This window comes from Streptomyces sp. NPDC048659 (assembly GCF_040650575.1).
In the GTDB taxonomy this organism is placed as follows: Bacteria; Actinomycetota; Actinomycetes; order Streptomycetales; family Streptomycetaceae; genus Streptomyces.
Genome location: NZ_JBEZHM010000008.1, coordinates 175,344 through 199,025 on the forward strand (window position 1 = coordinate 175,344; position 23,682 = coordinate 199,025).

A 23,682-nucleotide genomic window follows, 5' to 3' on the forward strand; every position below is an offset into this window, starting at 1 on the left:
CGTGATGTTACCCACGAGTAGTAGTCTTCGCCATCCCCGCACGGGGGCGGCCGTAGCCGGGCCACCGCCGCCCCTCTATCGTTACCAGCCATGTGGCCAGGACAGCAGCCGCCCGGGGGCGAGCAGAACCCGCAGGACCAGAGTCAGAACCCGTACGCGCAACCGGGGCAGCCCGGCTACGGGCAGCCGAACCCCTACGCGCAGCCGGGGTACCAGCAGCCCAACCCGTACCAGCAGCAGCCGCCGGGGCAGCCCGGCTACGGCCCGCAGAACCCGCCGTACGGGCAGCCGCCGCAGCCCAACCCGTACCAGCAGCCGACCGCGCCGCAGTACGCCGTGCCCGGCCCCGTCCCGCCCGGCGGCGGTGACGGCGGCAAGAAGAAGCAGACCACCGTCGTGGCGATCGTCGCCGCCGTGGCCGTGCTCGCCGCCGCCGGAGTCGCCGGCTACCTGGTCCTCGGCAAGGACGACGGCAAGAAGAACCAGGCGGACGACCCGAAGCCGGCCCCGTCCAGTTCCTCGCCCGCCACCCCCTCGTCCCCGCCGCTCGACAACCCGCGCGGCGGCGCCGACCACCAGCCCGTGATCCCCGGCTGGAAGGTCGTCTACAACCCGAAGTACGGCACCCTCTTCGACGTACCGCCCGAGTGGGAGGTGTCGAAGCCCGGCATCGTCACCTTCTTCGAGGACGAGAAGAAGGGCGACGGCTCCCCCGTCGTCACCATGTCCTCCCCCGCGCACTTCAAGCGCAACTGGTGCTCCTTCGACACCGACAAGAACGGCACCCCGGAGACCTGGGGCCTGAGCTCCGCCGGCACCAAGGGCGGCCAGGGCGCCAAGAACACCGACGAGGCCGCCTACAACGAGGCCGGCAACTGGGTGTGGGCCGGCTACGCCCAGCACATGCCCAAGGGCACCATCAAGATCACCAAGTCGGTGCCGTACACCACCAAGTCCGGCCTCCAGGGCAGCATGTCCACCGCCACGGCCCCCGGCATCACCAAGCGCAACAAGTGCGAATCGGACGGCAAGTCGATCGCGTTCTCCTTCAAGAACAGCAAGGGCGACTTCTCCTCCTTCGTGCTGTACGCCGCGGCCGGAGTGAAGGAGGAGCTGCCCGACACCACGATCCAGCAGATCCTCACCACCGTCCGGCTCGCCCCGGAGCCCCCGGAGTCGTCCTGAACCGCGCGCGCATCCCCGGCTGGGCCGGGCGGAACTACCTGCTGCTGACCGCCGCCGCGATCATCACCAACCTGGGCACCCACGGTGCCCTGATCGCGGCGGCGTTCGCCGTCATCCAGTCCGGCGGCGACGGCGGCGACGTCGGGCTCGTGGCCATGGCCCGCACCCTGCCGCTGGTCCTCTTCCTGCTCATCGGCGGGGCCGTCGCCGACCGGGTGCCCCGGCACCGGGTGATGGTCGCGGCCAACGCCCTCAACTGCGTCTCCCAGGCCGTCTTCGCCGTGCTCGTCCTCACCGGCGAGGCGCGGCTGTGGCACATGATGCTGCTGACCGCCCTGTGCGGCACCGGGCAGGCGTTCTTCAACCCGGCCGCCGAGGGGATGCTGATGTCCAGCGTCAGCGGCGAGCAGGTCAGCCGCGCCTTCGCGCTCTTCCGGATGGCGATGCACGGCGCCGGCATCGGCGGCGCCGCGCTCGGCGGCGCGATGATCGCCGCCATCGGCCCCGGCTGGGTGCTCGCCGTCGACGCGGTCGCCTTCGCCCTCGCGGGCGCCCTGCGCGCCTTCCTCGACGTCAAGCACATCCCCGAGCGCGGGGCGGGCGGCGGGCTCCTCGCCGACCTGCGCGAGGGCTGGGACGAGTTCGCGAGCCGCCCGTGGCTGTGGGCGATCGTCGCGCAGTTCTCCATCGTGGTGGCGCTGGTCGGCGCCGCCGAGTCGGTGTACGGGCCGCTGGTCGCCCAGGACGAGCTCGGCGGGGCGCGGCCGTGGGGCCTGGCGCTCGCCGCGTTCGGGGTCGGGACGGTGGCCGGCGCGATCCTGATGATCCGCTGGAAACCGCGCCGGATGCTGCTGGTGGGGACCGTGTGCGTGTTCCCCATCGCGCTGCCCTCGGCGGCGCTCGCGGTGCCCCTGGACGTGGTCGGCCTGTCGGTGGCGATGTTCGTCAGCGGCGTGGCCATCGAGGTCTTCGGCGTCTCGTGGATGACCGCGCTGCACCAGGAGATCCCGGAGGACAAGCTGTCCCGGGTCTCCGCGTACGACTGGTTCGGCTCGACCGCGATGCTCCCGCTGTCCACCGCGCTCGCGGGCCCGGCGGAGGGCGTCTTCGGACGGAGCAACGCGCTGTGGGGCTCGGCGGCGCTGATCGTCGTGGTCACGGCGCTGGTGCTGCTCGTACCGGACGTACGGCATCTGACCCGCCGGACGAAGCGGATATCGGGGTCGGCCGAGGCGGGGACCGGGTCGGGGTCCGATGCGGGGACCGGGCCGGGGACCGAGGCTGGCACCGGGCCGGGGACCGAGGCTGGCACCGGGCCGGGGGCCGAGGCGGTGCCGACGGCGGCGGCCGTGCCGACCGTGCCCGCGGGGACGCCCGAGCGGCACGAGGCCGGCTGAGGTGACGAGGGGGTCGGGACACCGGCCCCCTCCGGCGTCCCGGGGGCCGGTGGGGTCGGGACATCGGCCCCCTCCGGCCCCCGGGGTGGCTCTCACCCGATCCCGAAGGCCCCCTCGGGCGGTACGGGCGACGGGACCGCGTCCGCGTCGAGGACCGGGCGCGCGTCGCCGGTCAGGCGGGCCAGGGACTCGCCCCACTCCACGCGGGCGGGGAAGGCGTCGGCCGCCGCGCGGCGGGCCAGGCGCGCGGTGTCGACGGGCCGGTCGGAGGCGACCAGCACCGCGTTGCCGAAGCGGCGCCCGCGCAGGACCGCCGGTTCGGCGATGAGCGCGAGCTCGGGGAAGACGGCCGCGAAGGTGGCCAGCTGGGAGCGGAGGAAGCCGAAGGGCGCGCCGTCGGCGAGGTTCGCCGCGTAGGTGCCGCCCGGCCGCAGCACCCGCCGGGCCTGCCGGGCGTACTCGACCGAGGTCAGGTGCGCGGGCACCCGCGAGCCGCCGAACACGTCCGCGACCAGCAGGTCCGCCGAGGCGTCGGGCGCCGCCTCCAGCCACGCGCGGGCGTCCGCCCCGTGCACGGCGATCCCCGAGCCCCCGGGCAGCGGCAGGTGCTCCGCGACCAGGGCGAGCAGCCCCCGGTCGAACTCGACGACGTCCTGCCGGGAGCCCGGCCGGGTCACGGCGACGTACCGGGGCAGGGTGAGCGCCCCGCCGCCGAGGTGCAGCACGTCGAGCGCGGCGCCCTCCTCGGCGGCGTGGTCGACGACATGGGCGAGCCGCTGCGTGTACTCGAACTCCAGGTGCGCCGGATCGTCGAGGTCGACGTACGACTGCGGCGCCCCGTCGACCGTGAGCAGCCATCCCCGCTCGGTGTCCACGTCGGGCATGAGCCGCGCGAGGCCCTGATCGACCTCGCGCACCACGGGAATCTGCTCGTTCACGCCCTCATTGTGCACGCGGGGTCCGGACCGGCCCGAACCGGCCCGGACCGCACCGGCCATGGCCGGGCCGGGCCGGGCCGGGCGATGGCCGACCCGGTCGGGACGGGCGACGGCCGACCCGGGCCGGGCCGGTCCGGCTACGCCCGTCGCCGGTCCGGCCCCCGGGTCCTCCCGTCACAGCACCTCCGTCACCGTCCCCGCGCCGATCGTCCGGCCGCCCTCGCGGATCGCGAAGCCGAGGCCGGGCTCCAGGGGCGTGTCGCGGCCGAGCTCGACGGTCATCGTGACCGTCTCGCCGGGGCGGGCCGCGGGCCGGTCGCCGAGGTCGACGGCGCCGACGACGTCGGCCGTGCGCAGATAGAACTGCGGGCGGTAGCCGCTCGTCAGCGGGGTGCTGCGGCCGCCCTCGCGGGCGGACAGCACGTACACCCGGGCGGTGAAGCGGCGGCGTGGGTCCACGCTGCCGGGCGCCGCCACGACGTGACCGCGTCGGACGCCGCCGCGCGGCACCCCGCGCAGCAGCAGCGCCACGTTGTCGCCCGCCTGCGCCGACTCCATCGGCTTGCCGAAGGTCTCGACGCCGGTCACGACGGTGTCGAGCCCGGTGCCGGGCACCTGCACCCGGTCGCCGACCCGCACCGTGCCGCGCTCGACGGCGCCGGTGACGACCGTGCCCCGGCCGGTGATGGTGAGCACGTTCTCGACCGGCAGCAGGAACGGCGCGTCCACGTACCGCTCCGGCACCGGTACGTACGTGTCGACCGCGTCGAGGAGCGCCTCGACCGAGGCGGTCCAGCGCGGGTCGCCCTCCAGCGCCCGCAGCCCGGAGACCCGCACCACGGGGACGGAGTCGCCGCCGTACCCGTGCGCGGTGAGCAGCTCGCGGACTTCCAGCTCGACCAGGTCGGCCAGCTCGTCGTCCGCGCCGTCCGCCTTGTTGAGCGCGACGACGATGTGGTCGACGCCGACCTGCCGGGCGAGCAGGACGTGCTCGGCGGTCTGCGGCATGATCCCGTCGAGCGCGGACACGACGAGGATCGCCCCGTCGAGCTGGGCGGCTCCGGTGACCATGTTCTTGATGTAGTCGGCGTGACCGGGCATGTCGACGTGGGCGTAGTGGCGGGTCTCGGTCTCGTACTCGACGTGCGTGACGTTGATCGTGATGCCCCGGCGCGCCTCCTCGGGGGCGCGGTCGATCCGGTCGAAGGGGACGTACGCGGTGGGTCCGCCGGAGGACCGCTCGCTGAGGACCTTGGTGAGGGCGGCGGTGAGCGTGGTCTTGCCGTGGTCGACGTGGCCCATGGTGCCGATGTTGAGGTGCGGCTTGGTGCGCGTGTACGCCTGCTTGGGCATGGCTGAGTCGCTCGTTTCGGTGCTCGAAGCGTGTGCGGGGACCCCGGGGCCGGACCGACCCTCCCCCTGTGGGGTCCGCCGGACGGTCCGGGGAGGGTCAGCTTCGGTAGCAGCCGGGCGTCGCCACGAGCACGGCAGCCTTCGGCGCGTCCGCGACTGCGGACGGCGCTGCGGGGAAGGCGTACCGGGACATGCCCCCGATGATGACGGCCCGAGGTCTCCGGGTCGACCGAATTTCGTCTTGCTCAGAGGTTCTTGAGGGCTTCGCGCACGGAGAGCGGGGAGAGCCGGGAGGTGTTCTGGGCGACGAAGGCGCGCACCTCGGCGGGGTCGGTCTTGGCGTACTCGCGCAGGCTCCAGCCGATCGCCTTGCGGATGAAGAAGTCGGGGTGTCCGGAGCGGAGCAGGCAGTAGGAGAAGAGGCGCTCGGTGTCGGTCGCCTCCTTGAAGCGGAGCTGGTGCAGGATCGCGGTGCGCGCCACCCACAGGTCCTCGTCGGCGATCCACTCGTCCATCCGCTCCGCGAGCGCGGGGTCGGCGGCGACGAGCGGCCCGACGACGTGGGCGGCGAGGTGGTCGACGGTGTCCCACCAGGAGACGGTGGTGACGAGCGCGCGGGCGACCGGCAGGAAGCCGGAGGAACAGCGCCGCACGTGGCGGCGCAGGTAGTCGACGGCGAAGTAGTGGTACTCCCGCTCGGGCAGCGCGAAGCAGCGCAGCGCGACGGCGGCGCAGTCGGCCTCGCCGGGCGCGGGGGTGCCGGCCAGGACGGTACGGGAGAGGGCGCGGCGCTCGGGGGTGCGCAGCCCGAGGAAGGGGGCGACGCCCTTCATGTACGCGATCATCTCCTGCGCCCAGAAGGGGTCGCCGCCCGTGGGGTAGAGCTCCGTGAGCCGGCCGAGGAGGGTGTCGGCGAGGGCGCTGCCGGGGACGGCGGGGGCCGCGTCGGGGGTCACCGCCTCACTGTACGGCTCGCGTTCCCGTTCGGGGCATGACGCTCGTTACGGCGATCACACGCGGGTTTCGGTTACTCTCCCCGGATGTTCGAGCCCGTGTCCGTCCGCCGCTCCAGGGTGCTGTTCGCGCCCAAGGCCCGGCTGGCGTATCTCGCCGTGATCCTGCTGGCCGCGGGGTCGTCGGTGCTGCTCTTCGAGCCGCAGCGGCTGCTCTCGGCGGGCTGGCCGCCCCAGTTGAGCGGCGCGGGCGCGGTCGTGGTCTTCGCCGTGGCGTACGGGGTGTGCACGGCGGCGCTGGTGCCGCGCCCGCTGCTGAACCTGGCGGCCGGGGCGCTCTTCGGCGCTCCGGCCGGCTTCGCGGCGGCCCTGGCCGGCACGGTCCTGGGCGCGGGCCTCTCGTTCACGCTGGGCCGGGTCCTGGGCCAGGAGGCGCTGCGTCCGTATCTGCGCGGGCGCTGGCTGCTGGCGGCGGACGGGCAGCTCAGCAGGCACGGCTTCCGGTCGATGCTGGCGATCCGGCTCTTCCCGGGGATGCCGTTCATCGTGGCGAACTACGGCGCCGCGATCTCCCGGATGGGGTACGCGCCGTTCCTGCTCGCGACGGCGATCGGCTCGATCCCGAACACGGCCGCCTATGTGATCGCGGGCAGCGAGGCCACCTCGCCGACCTCGCCCGCCTTCCTCATCTCCTCGGCCTTCATCGTGCTGTCGGTGCTCGCCGCCGGGGTGGTCGGCTGGCGGAAGCGGCACCGGCTGCGGGGCGCCGGGGAGGCGCCGGCGGAGGCGGGAGCGGAGCGTCCGGTGGAGTCGGTGCCGGCCTGATCGGTCTGATCGGCCGGTGAGGGCGCTTTCGGCCTGGTCAGCCGGTCGTCACCGTCGCCGTGCCGATCACCGGGAGGTGGTCGGAGAGGGCGGCGAGCGCCGGATCGGTCAGCACCTCGCAGGAGCCGAACGAACTCTTGGTGAACAGATAGTCGTACTTCCTATCGGTCCGCTGGTCCTGGGCGACGTCGTCCCACATGGTGCCCGAGCCCTTGCGCGCGGTGCCGCTCGCGCCCTGCTCGCACTCGCGGTACTTCGCGTACAGCGGGGCGAGGACGGTGCTGTCCTCGGGGCTCTTGGTGTCGTCCGGCGGGCGGCTGTTGAAGTCGCCGCCGAAGACGGTGTCGTGGCCGTCGCCGACCAGTTCGCCGAACCGCAGGACCTGCTCGGCGCGGTACGAGAAGCCGGCCCGGGGGTCCTGGTCCTCGCCCTTCGGGGTGAGGTGACCGGTGCACAGGCGCACCGGGGTGCCGCTCGTGCGGCGCACGCAGAGCGCCTTCACGAAGAGGCCGGGCTTGGGCGAGTGGAACTCGTAGTCCTGGCGCTCGCCGAAGGTGCCCTTCACCGCGACGGCGATCCCCTGGACGCCGATCAGGTCCTTCCCCCGGCAGCGGAAGTCGGAGGTGGCCTGGGCGGCGGGGTACCGGGGCGGGTACGGGACGGTGGCGCCGGGAGCGACCGGGACCTCGGTGCCGAAGCGGCTCTCGGCGGGGCGGGTGTACGGCAGGAAGGCGACGCTCCAGCCGGGCAGCTTCTCGCCGAGCAGCGTGACCAGGCTCTTGTCGGCGGTCTTGTTGGGGTCGTGGGCCTTGTCGTTCTCGGCGTCGTTGCCGCAGACCTCCTGGAGGAAGACCGCGTCGGCGCCCTTGGCCGTCGCCAGGCCCGCGATCCGGGCCGCCTGGGTGTCCGGCTGGTTCTGCGCCCGGCAGCCGCCGGACTCGCCGCAGACGTTCCAGGTCAGCACCTTCACGGTGCTGGTGGTGGCGGCCACGCTCTCCTCGCGCGGCGCCGGGCCGGCGGAGTCCCGCACGACCGCTCCCGTGTAGACCAGTCCCGCCACGGCCGCCACGGCCAGCGCGGAACCGATTCCCCGACGTATCACGTTTCCCTCCCCGTCCCCCGATGATCATCCGGAGTATAGGGTGCCGAACGAACACGTGATCGAAGGGGGAATCGTGGCGGGAGTGACGGCGGCCGGGCGCCGGGACCGATGGGCGATGGCACTGCTGATGACGGTCGCGGTGACGGCGGCGGTGATGCCGGAGTCCGCGGGCGCGGCGGTCGTCCAGCGGGTCCGCATCACCGATCTGAACGGGGACGGCGCCTCCGATGTCGTGGTGGCCTCGTCGGCCCGCCTGACCCGCTGGTCCGACGGCGCCGTGGGCGCCGCCGACCTGGGCGGCTCCGTCTACCTGCTGCCCGGCGGCCCCGGCGGGTCCCGCCCCGCGGCCGCGCTGGTCGGCCAGGACAGCCCGGCCTCCGTGCCCGGCGACTCCGAGCTCGGCGACACCTTCGGGCAGGCGGTGGCCACCGGCGACTTCGACGGCGACGGCAAGGCCGACGTGGCCTTCGGCAACCCCCACGAGGCGATCGGCACCGTCCCCGACACCGGGGCGGTGACCGTGCAGTACGGCCAGAGCGCGGCCCCCTACCTGGGCGCCGGGCGGGGCGGGCTCACCTGGATCGACCAGAACGCGGCGGGCATCCCCGGCGACAACGAGCCCGAGGACCGCTTCGGCACCAGCCTGATCACCGGCTACTTCAACGGCGACGGCTACGCCGACCTGGCGATCGGCGCCCCGGGCGAGGCCGTCGGCACCGCCTTCGAGGCGGGCCGGGTCACCGTCCTGTACGGCGGGCCCACCGGCCTCACCGCGACCGGCGCGCAGTCCTTCGACGGCTCGGTGGCCGGCGCCGCCGAGCCCTTCGACCACTTCGGCGCCTCGCTCGCCGCGGCCGACCTGCGGGGCGACGGCAAGGACGACCTGGCCGTGCTGGCCTCGGGCGAGGCCATCGGCGGGGTCGACGCCGCCTGGGGCGCCGCCATCGTCCTCACCGGCGCCGCGGGCGGGCTCGACACGGCCTCCCCGGCGGTGGTCAACGTCCAGGGCACCGGCACCTCCGGCCACGTCCGCGCGCTGGTCGCCGGCCGCTTCCACGGCTCGGCCTACGCCGACCTGGCCCTCTTCGCCGACCAGCGCCGTGGCGCCGCGCCCGGCTCGGGCGCGGTCGTCGTGGCGCCCGGCGGCTCGTCCGGCATCGGCACCGCCCCGCTCGTCGCCCTCCCCAATCCGGCGGCCACCGCGGGCGCCTGGTGGGGCGGGTCCCTGGCCGCCGGTGACGTCGACGGCGACGGCCGCGACGAGCTCGCCGTCGGCGCCCTGCGCGGCGCGGGCGGCAAGGGCAGCGTGACGCTCTTCGTCGGCGACCCGGCCGGCCCGACCGCCCGCCCCGCCGTCACCCTCACCGAGGACACCGCTCCGCTCGCGGCGACGGCCAAGCCGGGCGAGGGCTTCGGCTACGCCGTCTCGCTCCAGGACCACACCGGCGACGGCCGCGCCGAACTGCTGGTCAGCGCCCCCTGGGAGGACGCCGTCGCCCCGGTGGCCCGGATCTCCACCACCGGCTCGGTGCTCTTCGAACTCGGCCTGACGGTCCCGGCCACGGGTCCCGCCGCGATCAGCTCGGTCCTCACCACCCGCGCCTCGGCCCCCTCGGCCTTCGGTCCGGGCGGGGTGGGCCTGGCGGGCGGGGTCACGGCCCTGACGGAGAACGGCGTCGAGCCCTCGCCGTGGCTGGACCGGCTGCCGCCGTTCGCGTGACGGCGGGGCGGGCCGGGAGCCGGGGCCTCACAGGGCTTCGACGATCATCGCGTTGGCCAGTCCGCCCGCCTCGCACATCGCCTGGAGCCCGTACCGTCCGCCCCTGGCCCGCAGGGCGTGCACCAGGGTGGCGGTGAGGCGGGTGCCGCTCGCGCCGAGGGGGTGGCCCAGCGCGATGGCGCCGCCGTGGACGTTGACCCTGGCCGGGTCGGCGCCGGTCGCGCGCTGCCAGGCGAGGACGACGCTCGCGAACGCCTCGTTGATCTCGAAGAGGTCGATGTCGTCGAGGCCGAGCCCCGCGCGGCGCAGCACCTTCTCGGTGGCCGGGACGACGCCGGTCAGCATGAGCAGCGGATCGGAGCCGGTCACGGCGAAGGAGTGCAGCCGGGCGAGCGGGCGCAGCCCGAGGCGGCGCGCGGTGGCCGCCTCCATGACGAGGACGGCGGAGGCGCCGTCGTTGACCGGGCTGCTGTTCCCGGCGGTGACGGACCAGTCGATCGCCGGGAAGCGGGCGGCGAAGCCCGGGTCCTCGAAGGCGGGGCGCAGCCCGGCCAGGACCTCGGGGGTGGTGGCCGGGCGCACGGACTCGTCACGGCGCACGTCCCCGTACGGCACGACCTCCGTGTCGAAGAGCCCGGCGGCCCAGCTCCGCGCGGCCTTGGCGTGCGAGGCGGCGGCGAACTCGTCCATGGCGGCGCGCGAGAGGCCGTACTCGGCGGCGATGAGCTCCGCGCTGATGCCCTGCGGCACCAGGCCCTCGGGGTAGCGGGCGGCGACGCCGGGGCCGAAGGGGTCGGCGCCGGGCGGCACGTTCGACCACATGGGGACCCGGCTCATCGACTCGACCCCGCAGGCGACGGCGATGTCGTAGGCGCCGGAGAGCACGCCCTGGGCGGCGAAGTGGACGGCCTGCTGGGAGGAGCCGCACTGCCGGTCGACGGTCGTGGCGGGCACGGTCTCGGGGAGTCCGGCGCCCAGCCACGCGTACCGGGTGGTGTTCATGGCCTGCTCGCCGACCTGGTCGACGGTCCCGCCGATGACGTCGTCGACGAGGGCGGGGTCGAGGCCCGCGCGGTCGACGAGGGCGCGCAGGGTGTGGGACAGCAGGGCGACGGGGTGGACGCCGGCGAGGGCGCCGCCGGGCTTGCCCTTCCCGATCGGCGTACGGACGGCTTCGACGATGACGGCGTCGCGCATGACTCGGCTCCGAGGTGGTGAGTAGGAAATCCGGACCTACACCTGCCGGTAACATAACCCAGTAAGTTGGATTCTCAAACCCACCCCTCCCGGCTGCCTTACCCTTGCCCCATGAAGGCCGCTCCCCGCCCCTGCTCGATCGCCGACACCCTCGCGCTCGTCGGCGAGAAGTACGCCCTGCTCGTCCTGCGCGAGGTCTCGCTCGGCGTCCGGCGCTTCGACCGGATCGCGCGCAACACGGGCGCGCCCCGCGACATCCTCACCGCCCGCCTCAAGCGGCTCGTCGAGGCCGGGATCCTGGAGAAGGTCGAGTACAGCGAGCGCCCCCGGCGCTACGAGTACCGGGCGACCCCGGCGGGCGAGGAGCTCCAGCCGGTGCTGGTGACCCTGATGGACTGGGGCGACCGGCACCTCAACGCGGAGCGGCGCCCGACGCTCCTGGAGCACCGCTGCGGCGAGGTGCTGAGCCCGCGCCTGATCTGCGCGAGCTGCGGCGGCGAGGCGGACACCGCGAGCCTCACCCCCCTCGTCCAGGCCCCGGGCTGGACGGCCGCCGGCCCCGTCGACGACTGAACGGGGCCCCGGCGCGCCCTGGGAACGGGCCTGTCACCTTGGGGCTGTAGGGTGCGCAGCGACCTTCTGACCGCACACGTACATACGGGACGGCCCTGGCCCCATGAGTTGGTTCGAATCATTCATCCTCGGACTCGTCCAGGGGCTGACGGAGTTCCTTCCCATCTCCTCCAGCGCGCACCTGCGGCTGACCGCCGCGTTCGCCGGCTGGGAGGACCCCGGGGCGGCGTTCACGGCGATCACGCAGATCGGCACCGAGACCGCCGTCCTCATCTACTTCCGCAAGGACATCGCTCGGATCGTCTCGGCCTGGTTCCGCTCGCTGTTCGACAAGTCGATGCGCTCCGACCACGACGCCCAGATGGGCTGGCTGGTCATCGTCGGATCGCTGCCGATCGGCATCCTCGGCATCACGCTCAAGGACCAGATCGAGGGCCCCTTCCGCGACCTGCGGCTGATCGCCACCACCCTCATCGTGATGGGCATCGTGCTCGGCATCGCCGACCGCCTCGCCGCCCGCGACGAACTCGGCGGACGCCACCGCGCCATCCGCGAGCGCAAGTCGCTCAAGGAGCTCGGCGTACGCGACGGCCTGATCTTCGGCTTCTGCCAGGCGATGGCCCTGATCCCGGGCGTCTCCCGCTCCGGCGCCACGATCTCCGGCGGCCTGTTCATGGGCTACACCCGCGAGGCCGCCGCCCGTTACTCGTTCCTGCTGGCCATCCCGGCGGTCCTCGCCTCCGGCGTCTTCGAACTGAAGGACGCGGGCGAGGGGCACGTCTCCTGGGGCCCGACCATCTTCGCCACGGTCATCGCCTTCGGCGTGGGCTACGCGGTGATCGCCTGGTTCATGAAGTTCATCACCACGAAGTCCTTCATGCCGTTCGTGATCTACCGGATCCTGCTGGGCATCCTGCTGTTCATCCTGGTCGGCACGGACGTCCTCAGCCCCCACGCGGGCGAGTCCGGGGGCTGAGCGGCCTTGGCCCTGGGGGCTGGCAAGAGATGAACCGAGCCCGACAGAGCGGTTCATCTCCCACAGCTCTCCCACAGGAGCTGGGCCGACAGTAACTGCCCCGCCGCCCCGGCCGGCCGTGGGGGAACGGATACCGACCGGGGCGGTCTTTCGGGGTGCGGCTACAACGCGGGGGCGCCGGAGCCGGGGCACGTCTCGGTGCCGGTTCCGTTGCGCTGGTGCTGGGCCACGGGCTGGCCCTTCTCGGCGCCCACGGTCGCGCCGCACATGGGGCAGTTGCCCTGGACCTCGGCCGGGTCGAATCGCTTGCTCACGTTCCAGTCCTCCTTGGTGTAGGTGGTGCTGAAGGTGGTGCGACGCGCCCTCCCCGGCCGTCGGCCGGAGAGGGTCTAGATCTGGCGCGCGAAGATGCGGGCGCCGTTGTGGAACGAGACGGTCACGCCGCGCTGCGAACCCGGCTCGGGCCGGGTCGACCAGCGCTCGACGGCAGCGACCTCGGGGCTCTCGGCAGCCGCGATGACGGCGGCGAACCACGCCTCCGGAGTATCGGCTGACGCCGGGTCACCAATCGCGGGGGCCGGGGTACCGGTCACCGGCTCGTCCGTGAAGCCCTCGTGCTTGGCGCCGTCCGGGAGCTGCCCGGTGAACTGCCACCGCGTTTCGCTGCCCTGTGCGGAGATGGCGAGCCCGAACGGACAATTCGTGTCGCCCGCCTCGGCGAGGGTCTGCACGCGGGTCACGCCGGGCGTGTTCTTGGCGAGGTCGAGGACGTAGTCGGTGAATCGCTGGGGGCGCATTTGTGATCATTTCCTCTCGTGGCGGCCCACCCATCCTATGGACTGGGGAGGACGGCTGCGGGCCGTCAGTGGGTGACGCCGATGACGATGAGGCCGAGCAGGGTGACGGCGATCAGGACGTAGCAGATCTGCCGCCCGAGCTCCGTCACGGCGACTCCACCGGGACGGGCGGCAGCTCCGTACGGCCGACGAAAGCGGCGCGGCGGCGGCTCGTGCGCCGGTGCTCGCGGAGCTCCTGGAGCAGGGTGCGGCCGGTGATGCCGAGCTGGCGGGCGTAGCTCCAGTTCCCGAGCGGTCCGTCCTGCGGTCCTGTCTCGACGAGCTCGGTCCACATCCGCACGGCGGCCAGCCCGCGCTCGGGCCGCTCGGCCTCCGGGATCAGCATGACGCCCTGGGCGAGGGACGAGCAGTGGGTGAGGAGGTCGTTGGTGAGCTGGGCGATGGCCGCGTCGCTCGGGCAGTGGTGCTCCAGCCGGACGGCGAACGCGATGTGTCTCTCGGCCTCCGCCTCGACGTGTTCCTCTATGCCGTCGGCCGCCGTGGCGAGCGCGGCTCCGAGGTCGACCGCGACCAGCGTCTCGGCCGGCCTGTCGTGCTGGGGCTCCTCGTCCATGCTCCGCTCCCTACCGTCGTGACCTGCGGTGTCTGCGACGGTAGGCCGCGAAATCTCATGGCTGCCGGAGGATTGCGCGGAATTGTGCGGAGTGCTCGACGGCGTGCGCCGGGTTGCTCAAGCGGCGCCGAGGAGGCTGCGAACGCGGCCGATCAGCCGTTGGGCCTTCTCGCCGTGCACCGCGGACTCCGTCAGCCAGTCCCACGATCGCTCGTACAGTTCGACGGACGCCTCGTCGGCGAGCCACATCTCGGTGCCGATCGTCTCGACGATGACGAGGCGCCGGTCGTAGATCCAGAACCCGTGGGACGGCGCGCGGCGGAGCTGCGCGCCGAGGGGGATGATCCCGAGCCGTACGGTGTCGAGGCCGATCACTCCCATGAGCCGGTCCAGCTGAGCAGCATGAACGGCGGCCGGGCTCGTTCGGGCGTGGAGCGCGGTCTCGTGGATCACGAACTCGAACCGCTTGTCGGGGTCGTAAAGCGCCTCCTGGCGTCGTACGCGGGCCCGTACGGCAGCGTCGACATCGCGGGGCGTCTGCCGGAACTCGGCAGCCTGCTCGAAAACCCGTCGGGCGTAGTCGGGTGTCTGGAGCAGCCCCGGTACGCGGACGACCTCGACGCCACGGATGAGCCGCGTGGCAGCGGTCTCGGCGATGCCCTGCTCTTGGCGGGCACGGTGGCCTTGGACGAGCTGGCGCTTCCAGGAGCGGTAGGTGGTCTCCAGCCCGGCCACGCGGGCCTTGAGCTCGCCCACGGCTTCCGGGCGGCCGGCCGCAGCGGCCCATGCCTCCAGGTCGGCGTGGGACGGGGTCTGTTTGCCGCCCTGGAGGCGGGAGACCTTGGAAGGAGGCCAGCCGACGCACTCAGCGAACTCCTTGCCGCTCAGGCCCGATTCGACGCGCAGTTCGCGAAGGCGCGCGCCGAGGGCCTCACGTCCAGACTGAAAGTCCGTGCTCACCCGGTGGACCGTACCCGGTCCGCGTACTCGACAGTCGGGACCGCATAGTGCCAGGCCGCATCACGGGCCTGGCAGGCTGCGGCGATCTCCGCCGGGTCCTCGGAGAGGATTACGCCGAGGGTGACGTCGTTCTCGTCGAAGACGAAGCGGGCGAGGAGCCGGGAGTCGAACAGCCAGAAGTCGTGGTCGGGCAGCCGTAGCCGTTCGGCCTCGGCGCGGGTCAGGTTGCGGATGTCCTCGCCGGCCGCGACGTTGCCCAGCCCGGAGGCCAGGAGGAACGCCTGTCCCTCCGTCAGTGGCTCGTCGACCAGACGCACGCGCTCGAACCGCTTCCCTGCGGTGATCTGCTTCCGTACGTTCTCGCGCCAGGCGTCGACGGGCTCCGCCGCGATGTCGGCGCCGGCCTTCCAGCGGGCCCACTTCGCACTGTTGCGGTCGGTGGCATAGCTGCGGCGGGTCTCCAGCCGCCACGCGGTGTGCTTGAACTCGGCGAAGAGCTCTCGGATGTCGGCGAACGGGACCAGCTCTCGGGCCTCGGTGCGCGGGGCGAACCGGGTGAGGAGGTCGCGCGGCACGGTCACGAAGGTCTCGGTGGGCTTGACGTCTCGGAGCCGGGCGAGCTGGGCGGGGTCGGTGACGCGGTCGCCCTGGACGAGGATGTCGCCGGTGGCCTCGACCTCGTAGAGGGTGGGGCAGTCGCCGTCGTCGCTGGTGGTGCCGAGGAACCTGAGCGGCATCGGGGCCTCCCGTTGTGGTGGGTGAGGCATCCAGGATGCGCGGTTGTGCGGCCCGGCGGGGCGGGATTGCAGCGGATTGCTGACCCGGACACGACGGGGGCGCCCCCTCCTCCTCAGCCCCTTACGCGGGCGCGCCCGGCGGCCGACGCCTGCGCGGATAAGGCGCCGATAAAAGTCCCATAGGCGGTGGACTCGGATTTCGGGCAGTCTCGGGGTCCGCCCGGTCCACTCGGTCCGGGCGGTGGCGGACCCGAGAGACCTGGAGTGTGCGATGGGCGAGGCCGTGGGCATCGGCGTGCGGGCGAACGAGACGGCGGTGCCGGTGATGCCGTGTGTGTCGGTGGACGAGACGCTGGAGTTCTACCAGGCGCTGGGGTTCGCCGTGATCCACGAGCAGCGGCGGCCGTACGTGTACCTGGCGTTCGAGTGGAGCGGCTTCCAGCTCCACTTCGGCGCCGCCCCCAAAGGCTTCGACCCGACTACGGAGGACGGCGGGGGCTGCCTGGTCGTCGTGGACGACGTCGCCGCCTACCACGCCGAGTTCACGCGGGCGATGCGGGCCGCGTACGGGAAGGTCCTGGCCAAGGGGCGGCCTCGGATCACCCGGTTCCGGCCCGGTGCCAGCCGGTTCACCCTGGTCGACCCGGCCGGCAACGGCATCATCTTCATCCAGCGCGACGAGCCGAAGGAGCTGGAGTACGGCGGGGCGAAGAGCCTGACGGGCCTGGCCAAGGCGGTGGACAACGCCCGGATCTTCGCCGAGTTCAAGAACGACGACCGCACCGCCCTGCGCGTCCTGACCACGGCGCTGCGCAAGCACGGGGACACCGCCCCGGCCCCCGAGGTCGCCGCCGCGCTCGCCACTCTGATCGAACTGGCCACCGCCCTGGAGGAGACCGGGCAGGTCGCGGAGTGGCGCGAGCGGCTGGCCGCGCTCGACCTGACCGACGCCGAACAGCGGGAGGTCGAGGCCGGGCTGCGCGGCGCGGCCGACCTGGACCTGTGGCGCACCACCACCGGCCCGGACCCGGACCCGGACCCCGCTTCCTGAACACCCCCGCCGGGCCGGGGTCCCGGCCGCGTACGCGGGAGTGAATGTGGGTCCCGCGCTGGCCTGTCGGCGCGGGCGGGCCGAACACGGGTGCCGATACTGCCGGGACCCGGGTACCGCAGGGGTGGCCCGCGCGTTCCCGCACCCGAGGTGTCCCGTGTGCCCGTCCCGCAGTGCCGCGTACCGCCGTCTGCGCGCGTCGGCGGTCGCCGTCGCCGCCGCCCTCGTGCTGCCCCTCGCGGGCATCGCCTCGACCACGCCCGCCCACGCCGCCGCCCCCTCGGTCGAGATCCTGCCCGGCGACCCCGGTACCCTCTCCTTCACCCCGTCCAGGCCCTCGGTCAAGCCGGGCGGGAAGACCACGGTCGAGGTCACGTTCAGGGCCGACCAGGACCTCCAGCGGGTCGTCATCACCCTACGGCCGCAGGCCGGTCTGACGCTCAGGCCGTTCGGTTCGGGGCTCCTCTGCTCCGCCAGCCAGAGCACGTACGAGTGCAAGACCCTGCCCACGGGACAGTCCGTGAAGATCAGCCTGGAGATCATCGCCGATGCCTCCGCCGCCCCGGGTTCGGACCTGGGCGTCACCATCGACCCGTACACCGACCAGGGCCCCGCCCTTCCGCTGAACGTACCCGTGCACATCCAGGGCGCGCCCTCCCCCACGAGCCGGTTCGTGCCCGTGCAGCCGACCCGTCTGATGGACAGCCGCACCGGGCTCGGTGTACCCAAGGCCAAGATCGGCCCCGCAGGCACCGTCACCCTCCAGGTCGCGGGCCGGGGCGGGGTGCCCGCCGTCGGTGTCACGGCCGTCATTCTCAACGTCACCGCGACCGGCCCCACGGCGGGGACCTTCGTGTCCGTCTACCCGGACGGAACCACCCGCACCGGCGCGTCCAACCTCAACGTCACCGCGGGCCAGACCCGTCCGAACCTGGTGGTCGTGCCCGTGGTCAACGGCAGGGTGGACTTCTACAACCACGCCGGATCCGTCGACCTCCTCGCCGACGTCTCCGGCTACTACACCGGCTGACCCACCCAGCACTCCACGGGCCCCGCCGGACTCAGGCCCGGTACGGCACCCGGGCCAGGTCCCTGATCTCGCCCGTGGTGCCCCACTCGTTCTTGCCGAGGCGGGACAGCGGGCGCAGCAGCGTCATCTCCGGGTGTCCGTCCACGAGCACCGCCTCGTCCACCGCCGCGTGCACCACCCGGCCGAAGACCACCGTCGAGTCGCCGATCCGCACGGTGCTGTGCAGCACGCACTCCAGCGCCACCGGCGAGCCCGCGACCCGGGGCGGGCGCACCCGCAGCGCCGGTTCCCGCTCGATGCCGCAGGCGTCGAACTCGCTCGTGCCGCGCGGGAAGTCGGTGGCCGTCGCGTTGATCCGCTCGAAGAGTGCCTCGGGCGCGAAGTTCACCGTGAACTCCCCCGTCTCCTCCACGTTGCGCAGCGAGTCCTTGCGCCCCACCGAGGTGAACTGCACGACGGGCGGCACGACCGAGGCGATCGTGAAGAAGGAGTGCGGGGCCAGGTTGTCCGTCCCGTCGGCGGCCGTCGTCGACACCCAGGCGATGGGCCGGGGCACCACGGTGGCGGTGAGCAGCCGGTAGAAGGCGTTCGGGTCGGTCAGTTCGGGATCGAAGTGCGCGCGCATGGCCGAAAGTATGACGGATCTCGTACCAGGCCCCTCGCGCACGCCCCTTGGCCCCCGGCCCGCGCTGCCCGACACTGAACCGATGACGCAGCGCGTGGATCTCGCGACCGTGATGGACCGGCTCGCCATCGACGACCTGATCACCGGCTACGCGGTGGCCGTGGACGACTCCGACTGGACGGCGTACCGCGCGCTGTTCGCCCCCGACGGGCGCGCGGACTACCGCGGCTCCGGCGGGATCGAGGGCCCCGCGGCGGAGGTCGCCGACTGGCTCGCCGAGACGATGCGCCTGTTCCCCGTACGCCAGCACCTCATCGTGAACCGGCGGGTGCGGATCCAGGACCTCGGCGGCTATCCGGGCGACACGGCGACGGTGGCCGCCGACTACGTGAACCCGATGCGTTTCGAGTCGGGCGAGGACTTCGTCTGCGGCGGGCGCTACGCCTTCGCGCTGCGGCGCGCGGGGCGGGGCTGGTTGCTGCGTTCGGTCGTCGTCGAGGAGAAGTGGCGCCGCCTGTGACACCAGGCGGCCGGGCCGCGCGCACACTGGTGGGGGTCCCCCCGGGCGACGTCCGGGGGAGCGGCACCGGGAGGCACCGTATGCGCAATCCGTTCGCGCGCCCGGGGCTCCGGTCCGGGCTCGCCCGGTCCGCCCTCGCGGTGCCGCTGGGCGCGCTGCCCGCGCTCGCCTTCCCCGCGCCGTCGCTGTGGTGGTTCGCGTACGTGGCCCTGGTCCCCTGGCTGCTGCTGATCCGTACGGCGCCGAGCGCGCGGCGGGCCGGGCTCGACGGCTGGTGCGGCGGCATCGGCTTCATGCTCGGCGTGCACCAGTGGCTGCTGCCGAGCCTGCACGTCTTCCTGCTCGTCCTCGCCGCGCTGCTGGGGCTGCTGTGGCTGCCGTGGGGGTGGCTGGTGCGGGCGATGCTGGGCGGGCGGCCGTCCGGCCGGCGGGCCGCCGCCGCGCTGGTCGTCGTCCCGTCCGGCTGGCTGCTGGTGGAGCTGGTCCGCTCCTGGCAGGGCCTCGGCGGGCCGTGGGGGCTGCTGGGGGCGAGCCAGTGGCAGGTGCCGGCGGCGCTGCGGCTCGCCTCGGTCGGCGGGGTCTGGCTGGTCAGCCTGCTCGTGGTGGCGGTGAACACCGCCCTCGCCCTGCTCCTCGCGGTGCGGGAGGTGCGCCGTACCGCGCTGGTGGGGCTGGTGGGCTGTGCGCTGCTGCTGGGGCTGGTGTGGTGGGGCGTCGCCCCGCCCCGTACCGACGGCACGGCGCGGATCGCGGTGGTCCAGCCGGGCGTGTTCGACGGGCCGGGCGGGGCGGACCGGCGGTTCGACCGCGCCGAGCGGCTCACCAGGACGCTCGCCGGGGACCGGCCCGACCTGGTGGTGTGGGGCGAGAGCAGTGTCGGCGCGGACCTGGGCGACCGGCCCGACCTGGCCGCCCGGCTCGCCGCGCTGTCCCGGACGGTCGGCGCGCCGCTGCTGGTCAACGTGGACGCGCGCCGCTCCGACCGGCCCGGCATCTACAAGAGCGCGATCCTGATCGGCCCCGACGGCCCGACCGGGCAGCGGTACGACAAGATGCGGCTGGTCCCCTTCGGCGAGTACGTCCCGGCGCGTGCCCTGCTCGGCTGGGCGACCTCGGTCGGCAAGGGCGCGGCGGGCGAGGACCGCCGCCGGGGCACCCACCCGGTCGTGATGACGCTGCCCGCGTCGGCCGGCGGCGGCGCGGGCGCGGGTCTGCGGGTCGGGCCGCTGGTCTGCTTCGAGTCGGCGTTCCCCGACATGACCCGGCGGCTGGTCGAGGACGGCGCCGAGGTGGTGGTGGCGCAGTCGGCGACCTCCACGTTCCAGGACACCTGGGCCCCCGCGCAGCACGCCTCGCTGGGCGCGCTGCGGGCGGCGGAGGCGGGGCGTCCGGTGGTGCACGCGACGCTGACCGGGATCAGCGCCGCCTACGGTCCCGACGGGCGGCGGGTCGGCCCCGCGCTGGGCACCGACCGCAGCGCCGCCGTGGTCTACACGCTGCCGCTCGCCCACGGGACCACCGGCTACGCGCGCTTCGGCGACTGGGCCGTGCACGGCGCGCTGCTGGTGATCGGCGCGCTGTGCGCGGTCGCGGGCGCGCGGGCGCTCAGGAAGCCTGGGCGAGGGCTTCGCGTACGACCCGCTCGCACAGCTCGTGGGTCAGCAGGGCGTCCCGGGCGCTGAGCTCCCGGCCCTCGCGCACGGCGTCGAGGAAGCCCAGCACCGCCTGCTCGATGCCCCGCTGGCGGGCGACCGGCACCCAGTCGCCGCGGCGGCGCACGGTCGGCTGGCCCTTGTGGTCGACGATCTCGGCGAGGTTGACGACCTGACGCTTGGCGTCCTGGCCGGACACCTCCAGGATCTCCTCGGTGGAGCCGTTGAGCCGGTTCATCATGCCGATGGCGGTGAAGCCGTCGCCGGAGAGCTGGAGCACGACGTGGTGCATCAGACCGTCGCGGACGCGGGCGCGCACGTCGATGTGGTCGATGTCGCCGGGCGCCAGGAAGCGCAGGGTGTCGACGACGTGGATGAAGTCGTCGAGGACGAAGGTGCGCGGGTCCTCGGGGAGTCCGATCCGGTTCTTCTGGAGCAGGATCAGCTCGCGCGGGTGCTCCAGGCACTGGGCGTAGCCGGGGGCGAGCCTGCGGTTGAAGCCGACGGCGAGGCCCACGCCGTTCTTCTCGGCGAGCTCCACGAGCCGCTCGGAGTCGGCGTACTCGTAGGCGAGCGGCTTGTCGACGTAGGTCGGCACCCCGGCGTCGAGGAGCCGGGTGGCGATCTCGGCGTGCGCGGCGGTCGAGGCGTGCACGAAGGCCGCGTCGAGGCCGACGGAGAGCAGCGAGTCGAGGTCGAGGTGGCGGCGCCCGGCGGGCAGGTGGTGGACGTCGGCGACCCGGTCGAGGGTGGCGGGCGTCCGGGTCTGGAGGTGGAGCTCGACCCCGGGAAGGGTGGACAGGACGGGCAGGTACGCCTTCTGGGCGATGTCGCCGAGTCCGATGCAGCCAACCTTCACGGGTGCTCCTTGCCGTAGTGCGCGTCGTCCGTCGCCCCCGGGGCCGTATCGCCCGAAGGGCCGTATCCGCCGCTCAGCTTACGCGGGGCGGTACGGGCCGGTGGGCGGCCGCCAGTCGACGACGCCGTCGAAGCCGCGCAGCAGGAGGCCGGGGCCGAGGCGGGAGGCGGCGGTGACGGCCGCGTTCCGCAGGGAGACGGCGGGGCGGGCGGAGAGCGTCGCGAGGCGGCCGGTGCGGGCGGCCTTGCGGACGAGGGCGGCGGTGCGCGGCAGCCGGTCGGCGGTGTACGCGGCGAGGGCGTCCGGCAGGGGCCGCCCGGGGTCCGCGTGGTGGGCGAGCACGACGGCGTCCTCGATGGCCTGGTTGCCGCCCTGGCCGAGGGTGGGCTGCATGGCGTGGGCGGCGTCGCCGAGCAGCGCGGTGCGGCCGTGGTGGAAGGCGGGCAGCGGGTCGATGAGGTGGTGGACGTCGTGGCGCAGCACGCCGGGCTCCTCGGCGGCGGCGAGCAGCGCGGGGACGGGGTGGTGCCAGGCGCCGAACAGGCGCAGCAGCTCGGCCCGCTCGCCGCCGGGCGCGCGGGCGCCCTCGGGGGCGGCGGCCATGGCGTACGTGTACACGCGTCCGTCCTTGAGCGGCTGGCTGCCCCACAGGCGTCCGGGGCCCCAGGTCTCGTGCGGGGCGAAGGGCTCGGCGGGGGCGGGGACGACGGTGCGCCAGGTGGTGTAGCCGGTGTAGCGGGGGCCGGGGTGGGCGGGGAAGAGGGCGGCGCGGACGGCGGAGCGGATGCCGTCGGCGCCGACGACCAGTTCGGCCTCGTGGACGCCGCCCGGGGTGGTGACGCGGGCGGGGCGCCGGGGGTCGCCGGGGTCGGTGAGGACGGCGGCGGCCCCGGTGCGCACGGCGGCGGCGGGGAGGGCGGAGCGCAGCAGGTCGACGAGGGTGGCGCGGTGCAGCAGGACGAGCGGTCCGCCGAAGCGCGCGGCGGCGGCCTCGGCGTCGGTGCGGGCGAGCCAGCGGCCGTCGGGGCGGCGCATCCCGCCGTCGCCCTGCCAGGCGGCGTGGGCGCGGACCGGGTCGCCGAGGCCGATCACGTCCAGGGCGCGCAGGGCGTTGGGCGCGAGGGCGATCCCGGCGCCGACGGGAGCGAGTCCGGCGGCGCGTTCGAGGACGGTGACGTCCCAGCCGCGGGCGCGCAGGGCGACGGCGGCGGTGAGGCCGCCGATGCCGGCTCCGACGACGACGGCGCGGTGCTGTTCCATGGCTCCCCCTCCGGGCCTCCGGGGCCGGGGCGCACCGGGGCCGATCGATCGACTACATCTGTAGTGCACCACGCGACCGTACTACAGCCGTAGTCGCACGGACACCCCCGGGGCGGGCGGTCGATAGGTTGTCCCCATGACCGCCGCACGGACCCCCGAGGCCCCGCCGACCCGCGCCGAACGCATCGGCGACGCCGCCCTCGACCTGCTTGTCGAGCGCGGGATGCGCGGGCTCACCCATCGGGCCGTCGACGAGCGGGCCGGTCTCCCCCAGGGCTCCACCTCCAACCACGCCCGGACCCGCCAGGCCCTCCTGGAGACCGCGGTCCGCCGCCAGGTCGAGCGGGAGGCGGCGGTGCTCGCCCCCGACGAGCTGCCCGCGGCCGGCGCGGGGCCCGAGTCGCTCGTGGCCGCCCTGGCGCTGGCCCTGCACCGCTATCTCGGCGACCACCGCAGGCTCCTCGTCTCCCGCTACGAGCTGGCCCTGGAGGCCACCCGCCGCCCCGAGCTGCGCGCCTTCTTCGACTCGGCGGGCTCGGTCTTCCACGGGCCGGTCGTCGCGATGATGGCGGCGGCCGGCTCCCCGGCGCCCGAGCGGCACGCGCTCTCGCTGATCGCCTGGTGCGAGGGGCTGATGTTCTCCTGTGCCGCCGGCTCCTTCCACAAAGCCGTGCCCCCACTCGCCGAACTGCGGATCGGCTTCGAGGAGTTGTTGCGCGGGATGCTCGGGAGGTGACCCCGGCCCGGTGCGCCGCCCGCCCGCCGCACGGGGCTGGCCCGCCGGACGATCATGGGCGACGATGCGGGGCATGAGCACCGAACAGACCGACACCGCCGCCGTCCGCGTCGACCCCGGCACCCTGACCGGGGAGCGCCAGGCCCTGGAGCAGTGGCTCGACTTCCACCGCGCGACCCTCGCGATGAAGTGCGAGGGCCTCGACGACACGCAGCTGCGCACGGCCGCCGCCCCGCCCTCGGACCTCAACCTGATGGGCCTGGTCCGCCACATGGCAGAGGTGGAGCGCGGCTGGTTCCGCCGCGTGCTGGCCGGGGAGCGGGACGCCGGCTGGATCTACAGCACCAAGGAGGACCACGACGGCGACATCCACGTCACCGACGCGGACACCTGGGCGGAGGCGTACGCCACCTGGCAGGGGGAGATCGCGCACGCCAGGGCCAACGCCGCCGGGCGCGGCCTCGACGAGCCGGGCAGCGGGAAGCACCGCAGCGGCGAGACCTTCAACCTGCGCTGGATCTACCTCCACATGATCGAGGAGTACGCCCGCCACAACGGGCACGCGGACCTCATCCGGGAGCGGATCGACGGCGCCACGGGCGACTGATCCGGCCGGTCCGGCC

Annotated in this window: 25 protein-coding genes; 12 read left to right on the top strand and 13 right to left on the bottom strand. The window is 74.0% G+C overall.

Annotated elements, in window-relative coordinates; all coding sequences use genetic code 11:
- Positions 1–90 precede the first annotated feature (90 nt).
- Entirely contained in the window at positions 91–1,185 is a 1,095-nt protein-coding gene (locus tag AB0C99_RS09255; RefSeq protein WP_362471671.1) for a hypothetical protein, read from the top strand.
- Positions 1,182–2,582 carry an MFS transporter gene (locus tag AB0C99_RS09260; protein WP_362471825.1) on the top strand — a complete coding sequence of 467 codons (1,401 nt, stop codon included), beginning with the start codon at positions 1,182–1,184 and terminating at the stop codon, positions 2,580–2,582. The genes AB0C99_RS09255 and AB0C99_RS09260 overlap by 4 nt, the downstream gene beginning before the upstream one ends.
- Positions 2,583–2,674: 92 nt before the next feature.
- Here the strand turns inward: AB0C99_RS09260 and AB0C99_RS09265 are convergent, their stop codons facing one another.
- From AB0C99_RS09265 to AB0C99_RS09275, 3 genes are all read right to left on the bottom strand, one after another.
- Positions 2,675–3,520 (bottom strand): fused MFS/spermidine synthase, encoded by an 846-nt coding sequence (locus AB0C99_RS09265; RefSeq protein WP_362471673.1) that lies wholly within the window; start codon positions 3,518–3,520, stop codon positions 2,675–2,677.
- Positions 3,521–3,694: 174 nt separating this feature from the next.
- Positions 3,695–4,873: an elongation factor Tu gene (gene tuf, locus AB0C99_RS09270; RefSeq protein WP_362471676.1), complete on the bottom strand. Its 1,179-nt coding sequence runs from the start codon at positions 4,871–4,873 to the stop codon at positions 3,695–3,697.
- Positions 4,874–5,118: 245 nt separating this feature from the next.
- Complete coding sequence (locus AB0C99_RS09275; protein WP_362471679.1) at positions 5,119–5,829, bottom strand: DNA alkylation repair protein; 711 nt, start codon at positions 5,827–5,829, stop codon at positions 5,119–5,121.
- An 84-nt stretch (positions 5,830–5,913) separates the two neighbouring features.
- On the opposite strand from AB0C99_RS09275, the gene AB0C99_RS09280 reads away from it, so the two are divergent.
- The gene (locus tag AB0C99_RS09280) at positions 5,914–6,651 is read left to right on the top strand and encodes a VTT domain-containing protein (RefSeq protein WP_362471681.1); all 738 of its coding nucleotides are present in this window, start codon (positions 5,914–5,916) and stop codon (positions 6,649–6,651) included.
- A 37-nt stretch (positions 6,652–6,688) separates the two neighbouring features.
- Here AB0C99_RS09280 and AB0C99_RS09285 read toward each other — a convergent pair whose 3' ends face one another.
- Positions 6,689–7,753 (bottom strand): endonuclease/exonuclease/phosphatase family protein, encoded by a 1,065-nt coding sequence (locus AB0C99_RS09285; protein ID WP_362471683.1) that lies wholly within the window; start codon positions 7,751–7,753, stop codon positions 6,689–6,691.
- 73 nt (positions 7,754–7,826) lie between these two features.
- Here AB0C99_RS09285 and AB0C99_RS09290 point away from each other — a divergent pair, with 73 nt between their 5' ends.
- Positions 7,827–9,473 carry a hypothetical protein gene (locus AB0C99_RS09290; protein WP_362471686.1) on the top strand — a complete coding sequence of 549 codons (1,647 nt, stop codon included), beginning with the start codon at positions 7,827–7,829 and terminating at the stop codon, positions 9,471–9,473.
- A gap of 27 nt (positions 9,474–9,500) precedes the next feature.
- Here AB0C99_RS09290 and AB0C99_RS09295 read toward each other — a convergent pair whose 3' ends face one another.
- Positions 9,501–10,670 (bottom strand): thiolase family protein, encoded by a 1,170-nt coding sequence (locus tag AB0C99_RS09295; RefSeq protein WP_362471689.1) that lies wholly within the window; start codon positions 10,668–10,670, stop codon positions 9,501–9,503.
- Between the two features lie 111 nt (positions 10,671–10,781).
- Between AB0C99_RS09295 and AB0C99_RS09300 the strand changes: the two genes are divergently transcribed.
- Both AB0C99_RS09300 and AB0C99_RS09305 read left to right on the top strand, forming a co-directional pair.
- Positions 10,782–11,243 carry a helix-turn-helix domain-containing protein gene (locus AB0C99_RS09300; protein ID WP_362471691.1) on the top strand — a complete coding sequence of 154 codons (462 nt, stop codon included), beginning with the start codon at positions 10,782–10,784 and terminating at the stop codon, positions 11,241–11,243.
- 103 nt (positions 11,244–11,346) lie between these two features.
- Positions 11,347–12,219 carry an undecaprenyl-diphosphate phosphatase gene (locus AB0C99_RS09305; RefSeq protein WP_362471694.1) on the top strand — a complete coding sequence of 291 codons (873 nt, stop codon included), beginning with the start codon at positions 11,347–11,349 and terminating at the stop codon, positions 12,217–12,219.
- Positions 12,220–12,380: 161 nt separating this feature from the next.
- Here AB0C99_RS09305 and AB0C99_RS09310 read toward each other — a convergent pair whose 3' ends face one another.
- From AB0C99_RS09310 to AB0C99_RS09330, 5 genes are all read right to left on the bottom strand, one after another.
- A complete protein-coding gene (locus AB0C99_RS09310; RefSeq protein ID WP_362471697.1) occupies positions 12,381–12,533 on the bottom strand; it encodes a hypothetical protein in 153 nt (50 codons plus the stop codon).
- A 75-nt stretch (positions 12,534–12,608) separates the two neighbouring features.
- Positions 12,609–13,016, bottom strand: coding sequence for a hypothetical protein (locus AB0C99_RS09315; RefSeq protein ID WP_362471700.1), 408 nt, complete (start codon positions 13,014–13,016; stop codon positions 12,609–12,611).
- Between the two features lie 145 nt (positions 13,017–13,161).
- Positions 13,162–13,629, bottom strand: coding sequence for a hypothetical protein (locus AB0C99_RS09320; protein WP_362471702.1), 468 nt, complete (start codon positions 13,627–13,629; stop codon positions 13,162–13,164).
- Between the two features lie 117 nt (positions 13,630–13,746).
- Positions 13,747–14,589 carry a helix-turn-helix transcriptional regulator gene (locus tag AB0C99_RS09325; protein ID WP_362471705.1) on the bottom strand — a complete coding sequence of 281 codons (843 nt, stop codon included), beginning with the start codon at positions 14,587–14,589 and terminating at the stop codon, positions 13,747–13,749.
- Complete coding sequence (locus AB0C99_RS09330; RefSeq protein WP_362471708.1) at positions 14,586–15,326, bottom strand: DUF6879 family protein; 741 nt, start codon at positions 15,324–15,326, stop codon at positions 14,586–14,588. Before AB0C99_RS09330 ends, AB0C99_RS09325 begins: the two co-directional genes overlap by 4 nt.
- Before the next feature lie 271 nt (positions 15,327–15,597).
- Between AB0C99_RS09330 and AB0C99_RS09335 the strand changes: the two genes are divergently transcribed.
- The gene (locus AB0C99_RS09335; RefSeq protein WP_362471711.1) at positions 15,598–16,377 is read left to right on the top strand and encodes a glyoxalase; all 780 of its coding nucleotides are present in this window, start codon (positions 15,598–15,600) and stop codon (positions 16,375–16,377) included.
- A 157-nt stretch (positions 16,378–16,534) separates the two neighbouring features.
- On the top strand, positions 16,535–17,407 hold the full coding sequence (locus tag AB0C99_RS09340; RefSeq protein WP_362471714.1) for a hypothetical protein: 873 nt from the start codon (positions 16,535–16,537) through the stop codon (positions 17,405–17,407).
- A 31-nt stretch (positions 17,408–17,438) separates the two neighbouring features.
- Here the strand turns inward: AB0C99_RS09340 and AB0C99_RS09345 are convergent, their stop codons facing one another.
- On the bottom strand, positions 17,439–18,032 hold the full coding sequence (locus AB0C99_RS09345) for a flavin reductase family protein (protein WP_362471717.1): 594 nt from the start codon (positions 18,030–18,032) through the stop codon (positions 17,439–17,441).
- Positions 18,033–18,114: 82 nt separating this feature from the next.
- Between AB0C99_RS09345 and AB0C99_RS09350 the strand changes: the two genes are divergently transcribed.
- Both AB0C99_RS09350 and lnt read left to right on the top strand, forming a co-directional pair.
- Complete coding sequence (locus tag AB0C99_RS09350; RefSeq protein ID WP_362471720.1) at positions 18,115–18,552, top strand: nuclear transport factor 2 family protein; 438 nt, start codon at positions 18,115–18,117, stop codon at positions 18,550–18,552.
- A gap of 80 nt (positions 18,553–18,632) precedes the next feature.
- Positions 18,633–20,234: an apolipoprotein N-acyltransferase gene (gene lnt, locus AB0C99_RS09355; protein ID WP_362471723.1), complete on the top strand. Its 1,602-nt coding sequence runs from the start codon at positions 18,633–18,635 to the stop codon at positions 20,232–20,234.
- Here lnt and AB0C99_RS09360 read toward each other — a convergent pair.
- Complete coding sequence (locus AB0C99_RS09360) at positions 20,158–21,063, bottom strand: Gfo/Idh/MocA family oxidoreductase (protein WP_362471726.1); 906 nt, start codon at positions 21,061–21,063, stop codon at positions 20,158–20,160. The two genes, lnt and AB0C99_RS09360, sit on opposite strands and share 77 nt — an antisense overlap.
- Before the next feature lie 78 nt (positions 21,064–21,141).
- Positions 21,142–22,323 (bottom strand): FAD-dependent monooxygenase, encoded by a 1,182-nt coding sequence (locus AB0C99_RS09365; RefSeq protein WP_362471729.1) that lies wholly within the window; start codon positions 22,321–22,323, stop codon positions 21,142–21,144.
- Positions 22,324–22,459: 136 nt separating this feature from the next.
- On the opposite strand from AB0C99_RS09365, the gene AB0C99_RS09370 reads away from it, so the two are divergent.
- The gene (locus tag AB0C99_RS09370; RefSeq protein WP_362471732.1) at positions 22,460–23,059 is read left to right on the top strand and encodes a TetR/AcrR family transcriptional regulator; all 600 of its coding nucleotides are present in this window, start codon (positions 22,460–22,462) and stop codon (positions 23,057–23,059) included.
- 73 nt (positions 23,060–23,132) lie between these two features.
- Positions 23,133–23,666, top strand: coding sequence for a DinB family protein (locus tag AB0C99_RS09375; RefSeq protein WP_362471735.1), 534 nt, complete (start codon positions 23,133–23,135; stop codon positions 23,664–23,666).
- The last annotated feature ends 16 nt before the right edge of the window (positions 23,667–23,682 follow it).